This window comes from Nonomuraea sp. NPDC001699, from assembly GCF_053596455.1.
In genome coordinates, this window is sequence record NZ_JBSFGF010000001.1 from 738,818 (window position 1) to 752,834 (window position 14,017).

The 14,017-nt window shown below is 72.1% G+C and carries 18 protein-coding genes; 7 read left to right on the forward strand and 11 right to left on the reverse strand.

All coding sequences use genetic code 11. The features are described from left to right. The first annotated feature begins 6 nt into the window (after positions 1-6). Together ACWCSU_RS03545 and ACWCSU_RS03550 are read left to right on the forward strand one after the other, a co-directional pair. Positions 7-1,041, forward strand: a complete 1,035-nt coding sequence (locus tag ACWCSU_RS03545; protein WP_449933316.1) for an alpha/beta hydrolase-fold protein — start codon at positions 7-9, stop codon at positions 1,039-1,041. Between the two features lie 28 nt (positions 1,042-1,069). Next, positions 1,070-1,762 (forward strand): helix-turn-helix domain-containing protein, encoded by a 693-nt coding sequence (locus ACWCSU_RS03550; RefSeq protein ID WP_357694893.1) that lies wholly within the window; start codon positions 1,070-1,072, stop codon positions 1,760-1,762. Here the strand turns inward: ACWCSU_RS03550 and ACWCSU_RS03555 are convergent. Genes ACWCSU_RS03555 through ACWCSU_RS03570 form a run of 4 tightly spaced genes read right to left on the reverse strand, consistent with a single transcriptional unit; the run spans position 1,734 to position 4,004 of the window. Then, on the reverse strand, positions 1,734-2,378 hold the full coding sequence (locus ACWCSU_RS03555) for an alpha-ketoglutarate-dependent dioxygenase AlkB family protein (protein WP_449933731.1): 645 nt from the start codon (positions 2,376-2,378) through the stop codon (positions 1,734-1,736). The genes ACWCSU_RS03550 and ACWCSU_RS03555 overlap by 29 nt on opposite strands. Continuing rightward, positions 2,372-2,815: a hypothetical protein gene (locus ACWCSU_RS03560; protein WP_449933318.1), complete on the reverse strand. Its 444-nt coding sequence runs from the start codon at positions 2,813-2,815 to the stop codon at positions 2,372-2,374. Before ACWCSU_RS03560 ends, ACWCSU_RS03555 begins: the two co-directional genes overlap by 7 nt. Beyond that, positions 2,812-3,519, reverse strand: a complete 708-nt coding sequence (locus ACWCSU_RS03565; RefSeq protein ID WP_449933320.1) for a 2OG-Fe(II) oxygenase — start codon at positions 3,517-3,519, stop codon at positions 2,812-2,814. The genes ACWCSU_RS03560 and ACWCSU_RS03565 overlap by 4 nt, the downstream gene beginning before the upstream one ends. Then, positions 3,516-4,004 carry a methylated-DNA--[protein]-cysteine S-methyltransferase gene (locus ACWCSU_RS03570; protein WP_449933322.1) on the reverse strand — a complete coding sequence of 163 codons (489 nt, stop codon included), beginning with the start codon at positions 4,002-4,004 and terminating at the stop codon, positions 3,516-3,518. The genes ACWCSU_RS03565 and ACWCSU_RS03570 overlap by 4 nt, the downstream gene beginning before the upstream one ends. Positions 4,005-4,076: 72 nt before the next feature. Here ACWCSU_RS03570 and ACWCSU_RS03575 point away from each other — a divergent pair, with 72 nt between their 5' ends. Continuing rightward, on the forward strand, positions 4,077-4,889 hold the full coding sequence (locus tag ACWCSU_RS03575) for an alpha/beta hydrolase (protein WP_449933324.1): 813 nt from the start codon (positions 4,077-4,079) through the stop codon (positions 4,887-4,889). Between the two features lie 186 nt (positions 4,890-5,075). On the opposite strand, the gene ACWCSU_RS03580 is transcribed toward ACWCSU_RS03575, so the two are convergent. Continuing rightward, positions 5,076-5,375, reverse strand: a complete 300-nt coding sequence (locus ACWCSU_RS03580; protein ID WP_357694905.1) for a hypothetical protein — start codon at positions 5,373-5,375, stop codon at positions 5,076-5,078. Between the two features lie 581 nt (positions 5,376-5,956). On the opposite strand from ACWCSU_RS03580, the gene ACWCSU_RS03585 reads away from it, so the two are divergent. Next, positions 5,957-6,544 carry a TIGR03086 family metal-binding protein gene (locus ACWCSU_RS03585; RefSeq protein WP_357694907.1) on the forward strand — a complete coding sequence of 196 codons (588 nt, stop codon included), beginning with the start codon at positions 5,957-5,959 and terminating at the stop codon, positions 6,542-6,544. Between the two features lie 196 nt (positions 6,545-6,740). On the opposite strand, the gene recQ is transcribed toward ACWCSU_RS03585, so the two are convergent. Both recQ and ACWCSU_RS03595 read right to left on the reverse strand, forming a co-directional pair. After that, positions 6,741-8,576, reverse strand: a complete 1,836-nt coding sequence (recQ, locus tag ACWCSU_RS03590) for a DNA helicase RecQ (protein ID WP_449933327.1) — start codon at positions 8,574-8,576, stop codon at positions 6,741-6,743. Between the two features lie 64 nt (positions 8,577-8,640). After that, the gene (locus tag ACWCSU_RS03595; RefSeq protein ID WP_449933329.1) at positions 8,641-9,861 is read right to left on the reverse strand and encodes an MFS transporter; all 1,221 of its coding nucleotides are present in this window, start codon (positions 9,859-9,861) and stop codon (positions 8,641-8,643) included. A 75-nt stretch (positions 9,862-9,936) separates the two neighbouring features. Between ACWCSU_RS03595 and ACWCSU_RS03600 the strand changes: the two genes are divergently transcribed. The 3 genes from ACWCSU_RS03600 (at position 9,937) to ACWCSU_RS03610 (ending at position 11,366) form a co-directional block, all read left to right on the forward strand. Next, positions 9,937-10,698, forward strand: a complete 762-nt coding sequence (locus tag ACWCSU_RS03600) for an SDR family NAD(P)-dependent oxidoreductase (RefSeq protein ID WP_449933331.1) — start codon at positions 9,937-9,939, stop codon at positions 10,696-10,698. Between the two features lie 28 nt (positions 10,699-10,726). Next, positions 10,727-10,972 (forward strand): type B 50S ribosomal protein L31, encoded by a 246-nt coding sequence (locus ACWCSU_RS03605; RefSeq protein ID WP_357694915.1) that lies wholly within the window; start codon positions 10,727-10,729, stop codon positions 10,970-10,972. A 154-nt stretch (positions 10,973-11,126) separates the two neighbouring features. After that, entirely contained in the window at positions 11,127-11,366 is a 240-nt protein-coding gene (locus ACWCSU_RS03610; RefSeq protein ID WP_364089222.1) for a DUF3040 domain-containing protein, read from the forward strand. Here ACWCSU_RS03610 and ACWCSU_RS03615 read toward each other — a convergent pair. From ACWCSU_RS03615 to ACWCSU_RS03630, 4 genes are all read right to left on the reverse strand, one after another. Further along, on the reverse strand, positions 11,274-11,603 hold the full coding sequence (locus ACWCSU_RS03615) for a DUF6343 family protein (RefSeq protein WP_449933334.1): 330 nt from the start codon (positions 11,601-11,603) through the stop codon (positions 11,274-11,276). The two genes, ACWCSU_RS03610 and ACWCSU_RS03615, sit on opposite strands and share 93 nt — an antisense overlap. A 12-nt stretch (positions 11,604-11,615) precedes the next feature. Continuing rightward, on the reverse strand, positions 11,616-12,317 hold the full coding sequence (locus ACWCSU_RS03620; RefSeq protein WP_357694921.1) for a maleylpyruvate isomerase family mycothiol-dependent enzyme: 702 nt from the start codon (positions 12,315-12,317) through the stop codon (positions 11,616-11,618). A 16-nt stretch (positions 12,318-12,333) separates the two neighbouring features. Next, complete coding sequence (locus ACWCSU_RS03625; protein ID WP_449933336.1) at positions 12,334-13,017, reverse strand: DUF4344 domain-containing metallopeptidase; 684 nt, start codon at positions 13,015-13,017, stop codon at positions 12,334-12,336. Between the two features lie 173 nt (positions 13,018-13,190). Continuing rightward, positions 13,191-13,931, reverse strand: coding sequence for a hypothetical protein (locus ACWCSU_RS03630; protein WP_364089212.1), 741 nt, complete (start codon positions 13,929-13,931; stop codon positions 13,191-13,193). Positions 13,932-14,017: the final 86 nt, after the last annotated feature.

A 14,017-nucleotide genomic window follows, 5' to 3' on the forward strand; every position in this document is an offset into this window, starting at 1 on the left:
GAATTCATGCTGCCCTGGTCCGCCGAACTGGCCGGACGCCTCGACCACCACGTCGTCGACAGCGCCCTGCTGCGCGGCAACCCCCTGGGCGACCCGCACGAACGGCCACTCCTGGTGTACGTGCCGCCCGGCTACGACTCCGAACCCGACCGCCGCTACCCCTCCGTCTACGTGCTGCTCGGTTACACCGGGCACGTCGGCATGTGGCTCAACCGGACGCCGTTCCGTCAGCCGTACCCTGAGCTGGCCGACGCCGTGTTCGCCGCCGGGCAGGCGCCGCCCGCGATCGTCGTCTACGTCGACGCCTGGACCGCGCTCGGCGGCAGCCAGTACCTCGACTCGCCCGGCACCGGCCGCTACCACTCCTACCTGCGCGACGAGGTCGTCCCGTGGGTGGACGCCCGCTACCGGACGATCGCCGACCGCGACCACCGTGCCGTCACCGGCAAGTCGAGCGGCGGCTACGGGGCCATGGTCACCGCGATGCTGGCCCCCGACGTGTTCGGCGCGCTCGCCACGCACGCCGGCGACGCCCTGTTCGAGGTCGGCAACAGGAACGCGTTCCCGGGCCTGGCCCGCAGGTTGCGCGACATGTACGACGGCTCCTACGACACGTTCCTCGCCGACTTCCGCGGCCGTCTGGCCGGCACCAGGGAGGGCGACTTCGAGCTCCTGGAGATGTACGCCTACTCCGCGGCCTACTCGGCCGACGACGACGGCACCGTACACGTCCCGTTCGACGACACCGGGGCGGTGATCCCCGAGGTGTGGAGCCGCTGGCTGGCCCGCGACCCGGTGGTCATGGCCGCCGAGCCCCGCTACGCCGAGGCGCTGCGCTCGATGCGGGCGATCTGGGTGGACGCCGGCAGCCGCGACGAGTACTACCTGGACTTCGGGGCCACGGCGTTCCGCCGCGCGCTGGAGGCGGCGGGCGTACCGGACGAGCGGGTCTACTTCGAGCTCTTCGACGCCGGGCACGGCGCGATCGAGTACCGCTATCCCCTCGCCCTGGCGTGGCTCGCCCGCCGCCTGTCGGCCTGACGGGACGCCGGGCGCTAGGCTGCCGCGTGTGGAGTTGAAGGATCAGGTACGCGAGCTGCGCGCCCAGGGCAGGTCCCCCAAGGAGATCGCCCGGGCGCTCAAGGTGTCGCCGTCGGTCGTCGCGCCCCTCGTGCGCGCCATCGCCGCCGAGAACGTGACGACCGGCGAGGCCGAGGTGGTCGGCTGCTGGACGAACGTCGGCTGGAGCGCCGGGCTGGGCGTCGACCCGTCCAAGGGCTGGACCGACGAGGCCCCGGAGTCCGGCGCGGGCGGCATGGTGTGCGTGCTGGTCGCCCGGCGTCACACCTGGGACCGGATGACCGTCTGCGGCTACCTCGCCGACGTCTACTGCCTCGGCGTGAAGAACACCATCGGCCCCGACGTGCTCGACGACCGCGACCTGCGCAGGTTCCGCGAGTACTTCTTCGGCGAGTACGCGGGCTACCAGGAGGTGCCGATCGAGCTGGCCCAGAACCTGGTCTTCGGCTCGATGGACTACGCGCGCACGCTCGGCTTCGAGCCCCACGAGGACTTCTCGCCGGTCAGCGACCTGCTGGGCAAGTGGGAGGGCGGCTCGGCCATCACCTTCGGCCGCGAGGGCAAGCCCTTCTACGTGCCGGGCCCGCACGACGACCCCGGCAAGGTCCTGCGCATCCTGCGCCGCACCCTCACCGACGACCAGTTCGACTACTTCATCGAAGACCAGTCACCCGCATCGTGACGTTGAGGCGTCCGGCGGCCAGGCCCGTGGCGGGGTCGCCGGTGCCCGGATGGACCTTCGGCACGCCGTGATAGGCGAACCGGGACGCGCCGCCGAACACGAACAGGTCACCCGAGGCCAGCTCGACGTCCGTGTACGGCTTCCCGCGCGTCTCGGTGTTGCCGAAGCGGAACAGGCACGTGTCGCCGACGCTCAGGGACACCACCGGGGCGTCGGAGCGTTCGTCCTTGTCCTGGTGCATGCCCATCCTGGCCTGGCCGTCGTAGAAGTTGACCAGCGCGGTGTCCGGTTCGTAGCCGTCGTCCGGGCGGCCGTAGGCGTCGGCGATCGCGCGGCGGCCGAGGTCGCCGAGCCAGCCGGGGAACGCGGCCACCCGCTGCCCGTTCACGTCGTGGGCCAGCCGCGTGTACCGGTACGGCTGCCAGTGCCAGCCGACGCACACCGTCCGCACCGACATCACGCCGCCTCCGGGCAGCACGGTGTGCCGGATCGGCACCGGGCCGGCGGCCCAGGCGTGGCAGGCGCGCACCAGGTCCTGCTGCTCGCGGAGGGACAGCCAGCCGGGGACGTGCACCGCGCCGGGGGCGATCTCCCGCATGGGCAAAGGGATCACAATTCTTCCCGATATATCAGGTTTCGTCCTATTCGCCATGGTGTGCCGTCGGTGTCGGCTCCGCGCATGCCTTCCAGTGTCCCAGGGGCGGCCAGGGCGACCGCGCGGGCCGTGGCCGCGAAACCGTACGTCCGGTTCGGGTCCCAGTCGGTGCTGCGGCGCAGGCGCCCGCTCATCCCGGCCCATCCCGCCGGCGTGCCCGCGACCACCCAGGCGTCGGGGGCTCCCGCCGTGAACCGCCTGGCCTGACGCAACCACGACGCCGCCGTCTCCGGCCAGGCGACCACCGCGAGCACCGTCCCCTCCCAGGCGTCCGCGAACGCCTCGGCCAGGTGGACGCCGTCCCGGCCGTGGCCGATCACGACCGCCGCCGCCCTCGGACGCTGGGCCCGTACCAGCGCGAGCACCCCCTCCAACTCGGCGATCGGCTCGCCCGTCATGTCGCGTCGTGCAGGACGAGGCCGAGGGTGTGCCGCAGCCCGGAACGCACCGTGCTGACCCCGTGCCGCACCGGCGAGGCCGACCAGCCGCGCGAGGAGCGCACCGGCCGGTCGCGGGTGGTGAAGATCAGCCCGTGACCCTGCGGCAGGACGGTCACCGTGCCCCGCGACTGAGCCCGCGGCCGCTGCTCCACCAGCAGGAACTCGCCCCCGGTGTAGTCCTCGCCGGGCCGGTCGAGGCCGATCACGACCTGGAGCGGGAACACGAGGTCGCCGTACAGGTCGCGGTGGAGGGCGTTCCAGTCGTTCTCGCGGTAACGCAGCAGGATCGGGGTCGGCCTGGTCTGTCCCGCCGCGTGGCACATGTCCAGCCACTCGCCGAAGTCGTCCGGCCAGGGCGCCGGCTGGCCGAGCCGGGCCGCCCAGTCGCGGGCGATCGGCAACAGCCGGGGATAGAACGCCGCCCGCAACGCCTCGACCAGCGGCGGGAACGGCCGGCGGAAGTACCGGTACTGGCCGGAGCCGAACCGGTGGCGCGCCATGTCGATGGTGGCGCGGAACCGGCCCGGCTCGTCGTACAGGGCGGAGATCTCCGCGCACTCCGCCGGCGAGAGCAGCTGCGGCGTCAGCGCGCAGCCGTGGGCGTCGAGCTCCCCGGCCAGCCGCTTCCAGTCGGCCCCTTCGACCTGCGGGAACCCCGTCATGGCAGCACGCTCCACAGCTGCGGCTGGAGCACGCCTTCGAGGGTGAGCAGGTCGCACTTGCGTTCCAGGCCGCCCGCGTAGCCGGTCAGCGCGCCGTCCGCGGCGACCACCCGGTGGCAGGGGACCACGACGAGCAGCGGGTTCGCGCCGATCGCCGCGCCGACCGCGCGGATGCGGTCCCGTGCCGCGCTCGCGCGGGCGGTCAGCTCGCCGTAGCTCACGGTGGTCCCGTACGGCAGCGCCGCCACCTGCTCCCACACCTGCTGCTGGAACGCCGTCCCGTGGGCGGCCAGGGGCAGGTCGAAGACGGTACGCTCGCCCGCGAAGTACTCGCCGAGCTGCCGCTCCGCCTCCCTGAACGCGGCCGGCTCCCGGCGTCCGGGCGGCGCGCCCACGTCGAACGACACGCGGGTCAGACGCCCCTCGCCGTCGCCGGCGAGCAGAATCTCGCCCAGCGGGCTGTCGATGATGTTGTGGATGTCCATAGTCTCTACAACACCGGAGCGTCCGCGGAAGTCAGCGGTTTTCGGACGTCGTGGCTGGAGGAGAGGAAGTTCATGGCCGGATCGCGAGAGCACACCTTCACCGGGACGCGGGGGCCGAACGTCGTCCGCGAATGGCCGCACGCCCGGCCCCGCTACCTCGCCCTCCTGGTCCACGGGTACGGCGAGCACATCGGCCGCTACGAACACGTCGCCGACCGCCTCGTCCGGCACGGCGCGGCCGTCTACGGACTCGATCACATGGGCCACGGCAGGTCGGCGGGCGAACGCGTGCTCGTCGAGGACTTCGAGGACGTCGTCACCGACGTGCACGCCGTCGAGGAACGCGCCAGGGCCGACCATCCCGGCGTCCCGGTCGTGGTGATCGGCCACTCGATGGGCGGCATGATCGCCGCCCGGTACGCCCAGCGCTACGCCGAGGGCCTGACCGCGCTGGTGCTGTCGGGGCCGGTGATCGGCGAGTGGGAGGTCATCCCGGCGCTGATGGCGCTCGACGAGCTGCCCGACGTCCCCATCGACCCGGCCACGCTCTCCCGCGACCCGTCCGTGGGGGCGGCGTACGCGGAAGACCCGCTGGTCTGGCACGGGCCGTTCAAGCGGGCCACGGTGGAGGCGTTCGCCGCGATGCTGGACACGATCGCCAAGGGCGGCACGTTCGGCGACCTGCCCACGCTGTGGGTGCACGGCGACGACGACCAGCTCGTACCGCTGGCCGGGAGCCGGGCCGGGGTGGAGGCGGTCAAGGGCAGCGACCTGACCGAGCGGATCTACGCCGGAGCCCGTCACGAGGTGTTCAACGAAACCAACAAGAACGAGGTGCTCGCCGACGTCGAAGCATTCGTGGACCGCGCACTGAACCCCCACTGACCCGGCGCCACGCGACCAGCGTGTCGGTGGCCGGGTGCTGTGCGATCCGTATTTCGGTGGACGGTTGCTGCGTGGCCGACGCGTCAGTGGCCGGTTGTCGTGCGACCGGAGTTCCGGGGGGCGGAGGCGACGCGGCCGGTGTTTCGGTGGTCGGGTCCACGTGCACGGTGTTTCGGCGGTCGTGTGTCAGGCGACCGGTAGCCAGAGGTGGGCTGTGCCGTGGGTGCGGCTGAGGTCGATCCTCCAGCAGCCGCGTTCGGGGAAGACGAGCCCGGTGCCCCATTCGTCCCCCGGCCGGTGCCAGGTCGACCCGCCGTGCTCCTCGGGCCCCCAGGCGAGCCGGGCGGCGGTGCCGTCGGGAAGGGCCGCCTTGACCGTCAGCGGCCCCTCGCCGGTCATCCGCCACACGATCTTGACGGTCTCGCCCCGCGGCAGCGGCACCCCGGACACGAACAACAACCCCCACACCTCGACATCCCCCGACACCCCCCGCACCTCCGGAAACCCCTCCCCTTCCACCACAGGCGTCTCCGCACAACCCCCGCCGCCGCCCCCCTTAGACCCCGGCTTCCCACCAACCTTCAGACTCGGCCCCCCGCTCGGCCGCCCACCCGTCTCCGGGCTCGGCCCTCCGTCCGGCCGCCCACCCGTCTCCGGGCTCGGCCCTCCGTCCGGCCGCCCACCCGTCTCCGGGCTTCCACTCCCGCTCGGCGTGCTCCCGCTCGGGGTGAGCCCCGGGGATGAGCTCCCCTCGCCCCCGGACAGAGCCCCAACGCCACCACCACTCGCGACTGGCGACCCTCCGGAACCACCGCATCCCGCACACCCGCTCGCCAGCAGGAGCGCCACCACCGAAAACGTCGCTATCTTCCTCATGCCCTCACATACCCCGCCACCCGCCCAAAGGTTCCAGCGAAACAAGCGCCACCCACATCCCATCCAAGAGCCACCTGAGCCCCAAGCACCGGAAGGCCCGCGGCTCCCGGCGCTCCCGGCCCTCGGCTCCCGGCCTCGACGGCCGATGATTTTCCGCCATCCCCAAGGTCTGCATGGACCGAGGAGGCGACATGAACGAACGGGCACGGGCATTGACGGCAGGGGTGGCGCTGCTTGAGCGGGCCATCGACTACACCTTGGGCAGCCTCCGCATAGTCAGCCCCCACGTGCTGTGCCGCCCCACCCCGTGCTCCCGCTGGAGCCTCCAGGCGCTCCTGGACCACATGCACGACTCCTTCGAGGCCCTGAACGAGGCCGCGCTGGGCCACATCGCCCCCGCCCGCAGGCCCGTCACCGTCGGCGGCCCCGCGCCCGGCAACCCGGCCCTGCTGCTCAGGGACGGCGCGACCGAAGTGCTCGGCACCTGGACGGGTACGATCCAGGCCGAGATGATCTCCGTGGGGAACGTGCCGATGACGACGCCGATGGTCGCCGCGGCGGGCGCCATCGAGATCACCGTGCACGGCTGGGACATCGCGCGAGCCTGCGGCGAACACCGCCCGATCCCGCACGCCCTGGCGGAAGAACTGCTGGACCTGGCCCACCTGTTCGTCACCGACGAGGACCGCCCGTTCCGCTTCGCCGCCCGGCTCCGGCCGCCCCCGCTGGCCACCGCCCAGGAACACCTCCTCGCCTACCTCGGCCGCGCCCCGAACTGACGGCATGACCGGCCCCCCACTCGGTGGCGGCACCCCGTACGATCAAAGAGGGACACGGGGCCCGACAGCCGTCCGGCCGGTCGCGGGCCAGACACCTCGACCGGGCCGGCCCACGTGATGGCGACGACCGTTCTTCGTGCGGCCGTCGCCATCACCCCGAACCGCACCTCCACGGAGGCCGGAGGCGGAAACGGTGTCAGGCGTCTTCGGCGGCCGCCGCCCCGACGACCTCCAGAACCTGGTCACCGTATTTGGCGAGTTTGTTCTCCCCGACCCCGTTGACCCGGCTCAGCTCCGCCAGTGAGGACGGCGCCGACGTGGCGATCTCCCGCAGCGTGGCGTCGTGGAAGATGACGTACGCGGGCACGCCCTGTTCCTTGGCGACGGCGCCCCGCCAGGCCCGCAGCCGCTCGAACAGCGGCGCCGCCTCGGCGGAAAGCTCGGCGACCGGCTGCCCCTTCGCCCCGGACGCCCCGGACGACCTGGACGCCCGGGACGCCGGACGGGCGGTCTCCCGGCGCAGCGGCACCTCCCGCTGCCCGCGCAGCACGTCGGCGCTGGCATCGGTGAGCACCAGCGTGCCGTGGTCGGACTCCACCGCGAGCAGGCCCTGGGCCAGCAGTTGCCGCGCCACGCCGTGCCACTCGGCGTTGCCCAGGTCGGTGCCCACGCCGAACACGGTCAGTGAGTCGTGGCCGTGCTGGAGCACCTTGGCCGTCTTCTTGCCGAGCAGGATGTCGACCACCTGGCCGACGCCGAACTTCTGGCCGCGCTCCCGCTTGAGCCGGAGCACGGTGGACAAGACCTTCTGGGCGGCGATCGTGCCGTCCCAGGACTCGGGCGGGCTCTGGCAGGTGTCGCAGTTGCCGCAGGGCTCGGCGCCCTTCTGCCCGAAGTAGTCGAGCAGCATGACCCGGCGGCAGCCGGCCGTCTCGCACAGCGCCAGCATGGCGTCGAGGTGGAGGACCTGGCGGCGGCGGTGGGCGTCGTCGCCCTCCAGGGCCATGCGCCGGTGCTGGACGACGTCCTGGAGGCCGTAGGCCATCCAGGCGGTCGCGGGCAGGCCGTCGCGCCCGGCCCGGCCGGTCTCCTGGTAGTAGCCCTCGACCGACTTGGGCAGGTCGAGGTGGGCGACGAACCGCACGTCGGGCTTGTCGATGCCCATGCCGAACGCGATGGTGGCCACCACGATCAGCCCGTCCTCGCGCAGGAAGCGGGACTGGTGGGCGGCGCGGGTGCGGGCGTCGAGCCCCGCGTGGTACGGCACCGCCGCGATGCCGTGATCGGCCAGGAACGCGGCGATCTTCTCCACCGACGAGCGCGACAGACAGTAGACGATGCCGGAGTCGCCCGGGTGCTCGGTGCGCAGGAAGTCGAGGAGCTGCCGCTTGGGATCGCTCTTGGACGTGATGCGGTAGTGGATGTTGGGCCGGTCGAAGCCGGCCACGAAATGGCGGGCCTCGTCGAGGCCGAGCCGGGTGGAGATCTCGGCGTGGGTGGCCGGGGTGGCGGTGGCGGTCAGCGCGATGCGCGGCACCTGCGGCCAGCGCTCGCGCAGCTCCGACAGGGCCAGGTAGTCGGGGCGGAAGTCGTGGCCCCACTGCGACACGCAGTGGGCCTCGTCGATGGCGAACATCGAGATCTCGCCCTTGGCCAGCAGCCGCATCGTGGCCTCGACGCGCAGCCGCTCGGGCGCGAGGTAGAGCAGGTCGAGCTCGCCGGCCAGGAACTCGGCCTCCACGAGCTGGCGCTCGTCGAAGTCTTGGGTGGAGTTGAGGAAACCGGCCCGCACGCCGAGCGCGCGCAGCGCGTCGACCTGGTCCTGCATGAGCGCGATGAGCGGCGAGACGACGACCCCCACCCCGGGGCGCACGAGGGCCGGGATCTGGTAGCACAGGGACTTGCCGCCGCCGGTGGGCATGAGCACCAGCGCGTCGCCGCCGCCGACGACATGGTCGATGATCTCCTGCTGACCCGCCCTGAACGAGTCGTAACCGAAGACGCGGTGGAGAACCTCGGTGGGGGTATCCATGCGGCTACCTTACGTGGTCGTCGATCGACGTTCCGTCAGTTCCGCCGACGGCGGACCGCGGGTCTCAGGCCGGCTCGGCGGGCAGCGCGGCCTCCTGCTCCGGCGCCCGCCCGTACCGATCGTAGGCCACCAGCGAGAGCGCTCCGAGCACGCACGCCGCCGCCACGGAGGCCATCACCGCCGGATATCCGGCGATCTGCGCCACCGCCGCCGACAGCAGCGGGGCCACCGCCTTGGCCACCGTGACGGGCAGCGCGAGCGCGCCGCTCAGCGTCGCGTACGCGGTCGTGCCGTACCGGTCGGCCAGCAGCGCGGGACGGGCGATCGTGGCCACCCCGAACCCCAGCCCGAACAGCACCACCCCCGCGACCGCCCCCGCGACGCTGTCGCCCGCCAGCGGCAGCAGCAGCGCGGCCACCCCCTGGACGGCGAACATCGCCGCCGTGACCAGCGCCACCGGCCACCGGCTCCGCAGCCCCGTCGTCACCAGCCGCCCGGTCACCGACAGCACGCCGAGCAGCCCGGCCACGCTCGCCGCGAACACCGGCGGATGCCCGAGCGCGATCAGGTACGTCACCAGCAGCACCCCCATGACCGCCACCGCCCCCGTCTGGGCCAGGAAGGCGGCCACGAGCAGCCAGAACGGCCGTTCGCGCAGCGCGGAGCCGACGATCTCGCGCCGCCGGGCCCGCGGCGCGGACGCCCGCCGCCCCCGAAGGGCGAGAGCGTGCAGCGGCACGGCCGTCAGCGCGTACCCGGCGGCCAGGACGATCAGCGCCCGCCGCCATCCGTACCGGTCCACGAGGAGGCCCGTCAGCGGCAGGAAGATGCTGGAGGCGAACCCGGCCACCACCGTCACGGCCAGCAGCGCGCGCGCCCGCCGGGCCGCGTCGAACCAGGCGACGATCACCGCGAAGGCGGCCTCGTAGAGCACCATGGCGGAGGCGGCCCCGAGCACCGCGCACACCAGGTAGAGCTGCGTCACCGTGCGCACCTGCGACCACGCGAGCACCGCGAGCCCGCCCAGCAGGGACCCGGCCGTCATCAGCGCGCGACCGCCGTGCCGGTCGAGCCGGCGTCCGACGAGCGGCGCGAACAGGGCGGACACCAGCACCGCCACCGTGATCGCCCCGGTGAGCTGGGCGACCCCGGTCCGCAGGTCGCGGGCCATCGGCGGGATGAGCACCGAGAACGCGTAGTAGAGCACGCCGTAGCCGGCCGTCTGCGTGATCGCGAGCGCCCCGACCACGAAAGCCGGCGACCTCGGACCGGGTACGGCGATCACGCACTGGTTCGTTCCCGTTCACCAGCCGGAAATACGGTGACAAGGGTCACTCCGGGACCGAGTAGCGTCGGACGCATGAGTCTTTCCTACGTGGTGACCGGCGGCGGGCGTGGCATCGGGAAGGCCGTGGTCCAGCGGCTCCTGGGGGAGAAGGACACCGTCGTCGTCATCGACCGCGACGGCGGCTCGCTGTCCTGGACGGGCCCCCGCGTCATCCCCGTGGTGGGCGACGCGGCCGACGAGGAGCTGGCCGCCTGGGCCGCCGACCGGGCCCAGGAGGCCGGCACGCTGGCGGGCTGGGTCAACAACGCGGCGATCTTCCGTGACGCCTCCGTGCACGACGCCCCGATCGCCGAGGTCAGGGAGCTGGTCGCGGCCAACCTGGACCTGGCGCTGGTGGGCTGCGCGGTGGCCGTCCGGCGGTTCCTGGCGGCGGGCACGCCCGGGGCGATCGTCAACGTCACCTCGCACCAGGCCACGAGGGCGGTGCCCGGCAGCCTGCCCTACGCCACGGCGAAGGCCGCGACCGAGGGCCTGACCAGGTCGCTGGCCGTCGAGTACGGGCGGTACGGCATCAGGGTCAACGCCGTCGCGCCGGGTTCGGTGGCCACCGAACGCTACGAGGACTTCCTGGCCTCCAGGAGCGCGGACGAGGTCGTGGACGTCGAGCGCGAGATGGCCAGGGTGCACCCCCTGGGCCGGGTCGCCCACCCGGACGAGGTGGCCTCGGTCGTGGCGCACCTGCTCTCGCCGGACGCCTCCTTCGTCAACGGGGCGACGATCCCCGTGGACGGCGGCCGGACCGTCCTCGGAATCGACCCGGAAGCCAGGGAATGAAAACCATTGTCACCCGGTTGAGAGGGGCATGAAGAAGAACCTGCACCCCTCGTACCGTCCGGTCGTCTTCCGCGACCCGAGCGCCGGCTTCGCCATCCTCACCCGCTCGACCCTGACGAGCAGCAGGACCGTCGAGTGGGAGGACGGCAGGACCTACCCGGTCGTGGACGTCGACGTGTCGTCGGCCAGCCACCCGTTCTACACCGGCCGCAGCCGCGTCCTCGACACCGAGGGCCGCGTCGAGCGCTTCAACCAGCGCTACGGCAGGAAATGACAGCCGAAGCTTGACCCGCCCCTGTCCGCTCCCCGCCTTCCGGCCGGAGCGGCCGGGGGTTTCGGCATGTCGTGCCAAGGACGCGCGAGGCGGGCATGCTGGGGCTACTGGTGGGTACAAGGCTTTCACCGGCGTGGGAGCAATGGTGATCGCGATGGGTCTCTCTGGAAGGGAACGCCGCCTCCTCGCTGAGATCGAGCAGGGCCTCGAACGGGACGACCCCGAGCTGGCCCGGCGCGTGGCGGCGATCAACAGGATCGAGTCCGACGGAATCGACTATCCGCATGCCTGCGGTGACCGGCTACGAGTGTGGGCGCTGACCCATGTCTGGATTATCTTCGGAGTGGCCGCCGCCGTGATCCTGCTGCTCCTGCTGGCCGTGCTCACCACCTGACGGCCGGGCGCGGCGGCGTCTGAGCACCGCCAGGTCCACGGCGGCCACCACGGCCACCGCGGCGGCGATGGCGGCCTCCCAGACCCACACCTGCTGTCCCGTGGACATCGCGCGGGTCACGAAGAAGACCGCCGCGACCACGGCGACCACCAGGGCGATCCACGACAGGATGCGCCTGGCGCGCAGCGGACTGCGCGCGGTCACCGGCTCGGAGCCCTCGCGGTCACGCAGCCACATGCCGCTCTCCTCTCAGGCCAGGCACCGCAGCGCGGCGGCGACCCGCGGGTCGAGCCCGTCGGTCGGCAGCCGTCCCACGGTCGCCTCCACGAACTCCGGGTACGACAGCGACGCGCTGCCCTGGTCGACGCTCACCCAGATCTGCTCGGCCGTCTGCTCCACCTGCGCCTTCGAGTCCTGCTCGGCCAGCACGAACCGCCCGACGGCCACCCGCCAGAACGTCCGGTGGTCGATCTCCTCCTGCGAGACCGGCGCGCCGACGTCATCGGCGTGGGTGGCGTACTCGGAGTCGTAGTGGAAGGTCTGCAACCCCACCGGGTACGGGCCCGCCATCGTGTCGATCGTCGCGTCGCGGCCGAGTGCCCGCATGCGTTCGCGCGTCTCGCCGTTCTTGGTGCGCCACTCCTGGAGCACCGTCTCGACGGGCACGTCACGACGCTGCCGTACGGACCACTCGTTGAAGTCGTTGAACCCGGTCACCCCCTCGGCGGCCACCCGGGTCAGCAGCTCCTGCACGGTGCCGTCGAGGCAAGCGTGGTTGTACGCCTCCTCACCCGCCAGGTGGGCGAGCACGTCCCGGACCGACCACCCGGCACAGCGGGACGGACGCGCCCAGCCCGCCTCGTCGAGCCCGTCGAAGAACCGGTCGAGCCGGGCCGCCTCGGTGTCGAAGATGTCGAACGGGTCGAACTCTCGGAGCAGCTCCTCAGCCATACACCGGACGTACCCCTCACGCCTCGACTTTCACGGCCAGGGAGCCCAGAGCCGACCTGGCCTGCTCGTACTCGGCGCGGCAGGAAGGGGCGCGCTCGGCCGGAACCCAGCCGCCCTTGGCGATGCGGGCGTACTTGACGGGGTCGGCGCCGTACAGCAGGCAGGCGAAGGTGGCGGAGGCGGCCGTCCCCGACAGGTGGTCCGCGTCGGTGTGGGCGGCCAGCAGGTGGCGGGCCTCGGCGGCGGCCACCACGTGCCCGCCGTCGCGCGCGGCGAGCGTCAGCGCGGCGAACCGGTCGGCCTGCTGCTCGTCGGCGGGCAGGCCGTTGAGCGCGGCCAGGGCGTGGCCGAGCTCGTGGTGGTAGAGGGCGGCCAGCGCGCCGTCCACGCGGCCGGCGGTGGTGCGCCGGTCGGCCTCCTCGGTCTCGGAGATGCCGGTGAGCGTCCGGTCGATCTTGTTGACCAGGGAGTAGCAGATCGTGATCCGCCGCTTGCCGCCGTCCCAGCGGGCGCGGGGGGCGTCGCAGCCGCGGGCCACGACCTGGACCCCGCCGAGCCGGGGCCGCAGCGCGCCGCTGTCCTTCAGGAGCTTCCTGGCGTGTTGCTCGCGGGCCGTGCCGGCGGGTTCGTAACGCACCGAAGGCGCCGCCCCCAGCGTGCTCGTCAGGCTCAGGACGAGGGCGATCAGGGGGTTGGGCATATAAGGGCTCCTGTCGGATCGACGCGCTGTCCGTGAGGCGGCGTGCCGCCTCCTTTGCAAATGGGACAGTCCATGCGGCGATCCGGTGATCGATAAACCCCGGTGCGGGTAAAGGAATCCGGAAAAGCCGAAGGCCCGGCTCCCACCAGGGGAACCGGGCCTCAGACGATCAATTACCGGTGGTGCCAGGAACGGTAGACCTTGACGTAGTCGCGACGGCTCTCGGAGCCGTTGAGCTCGTCGTTGCCCTCGTAGACGGCCTTGAACGTGCCGCTCTTCCAGGCGCGGGTCTTGGCGGAGAACTTGCCGCCCCACTTGGTCGTGGTGGAGGCGACCCACTTCCAGCCGCTGGAGCCGTCGGCGCGGTAGTAGACGCTGACCTTCTCGCCGCGCAGGCCCTCCCAGCCTTCGTCATCGACCTGAAGGCGACCGGAGAAGTAGATCGAGCGGCCCTGACGGACCTTGTAGGGGTCGGCCGTGAAGCGCGAGACGCGGGTGTCGGCCTTGCCCTTCTGGATCTCGACGTTGAAGAACGCGGAGTCGGTGGCGACCTGCTTGTTGTCCTTGTCGAAGGCCACAGCGGTGGCCTTCCACTTGCCGGCGAAGTCGCCCTCGTTGAACGGGACGGCGAAGCGCCAGCCCTGAAGGTCCTTGACGTCCTTGGCGCGGAAGGTGCGGACGTCTCCCTCCGGCGCCACGCTCAGCGTGACCTTCTGGACGTCGGAGCTGGCCCCGATGTCGAAGTACGCGGTGGTCTCGCTGCCGGCCTTCACCACGACCGGGTTGGGGGTGATGTCACGGATCTTGAGCTCCGTGGCGTGCTTGGTCGCGGTGGCGGAGGCGGCGCCCGCGCCGGAAACCAACATGGCCCCGCCGACGAAGGCGGTGATGATTCCTACTGCGATCTTTCTCATGAGGGTGCTGATTCCTCTCCCCGTATCGACTCGAAGCCGGCACCGGGGCGCGCCGGCTTCCTCTACTACTTTGAGGCACGAGTTGG

Coding starts and splice junctions, on each gene's coding strand:
- ACWCSU_RS03630 (WP_364089212.1), bottom strand. CDS start 13,931: ATGAGAAAGATCGCAGTAGGAATCATCACCGCCTTCGTCGGCGGGGCC.
- ACWCSU_RS03560 (WP_449933318.1), bottom strand. CDS start 2,815: ATGACGGGCGAGCCGATCGCCGAGTTGGAGGGGGTGCTCGCGCTGGTA.
- ACWCSU_RS03570 (WP_449933322.1), bottom strand. CDS start 4,004: ATGGACATCCACAACATCATCGACAGCCCGCTGGGCGAGATTCTGCTC.
- recQ (WP_449933327.1), bottom strand. CDS start 8,576: ATGGATACCCCCACCGAGGTTCTCCACCGCGTCTTCGGTTACGACTCG.
- ACWCSU_RS03585 (WP_357694907.1), top strand. CDS start 5,957: ATGAACGAACGGGCACGGGCATTGACGGCAGGGGTGGCGCTGCTTGAG.
- ACWCSU_RS03615 (WP_449933334.1), bottom strand. CDS start 11,603: ATGTGGCTGCGTGACCGCGAGGGCTCCGAGCCGGTGACCGCGCGCAGT.
- ACWCSU_RS03575 (WP_449933324.1), top strand. CDS start 4,077: ATGGCCGGATCGCGAGAGCACACCTTCACCGGGACGCGGGGGCCGAAC.
- ACWCSU_RS03610 (WP_364089222.1), top strand. CDS start 11,127: ATGGGTCTCTCTGGAAGGGAACGCCGCCTCCTCGCTGAGATCGAGCAG.
- ACWCSU_RS03545 (WP_449933316.1), top strand. CDS start 7: ATGCTGCCCTGGTCCGCCGAACTGGCCGGACGCCTCGACCACCACGTC.
- ACWCSU_RS03565 (WP_449933320.1), bottom strand. CDS start 3,519: ATGACGGGGTTCCCGCAGGTCGAAGGGGCCGACTGGAAGCGGCTGGCC.
- ACWCSU_RS03600 (WP_449933331.1), top strand. CDS start 9,937: ATGAGTCTTTCCTACGTGGTGACCGGCGGCGGGCGTGGCATCGGGAAG.
- ACWCSU_RS03605 (WP_357694915.1), top strand. CDS start 10,727: ATGAAGAAGAACCTGCACCCCTCGTACCGTCCGGTCGTCTTCCGCGAC.
- ACWCSU_RS03620 (WP_357694921.1), bottom strand. CDS start 12,317: ATGGCTGAGGAGCTGCTCCGAGAGTTCGACCCGTTCGACATCTTCGAC.
- ACWCSU_RS03625 (WP_449933336.1), bottom strand. CDS start 13,017: ATGCCCAACCCCCTGATCGCCCTCGTCCTGAGCCTGACGAGCACGCTG.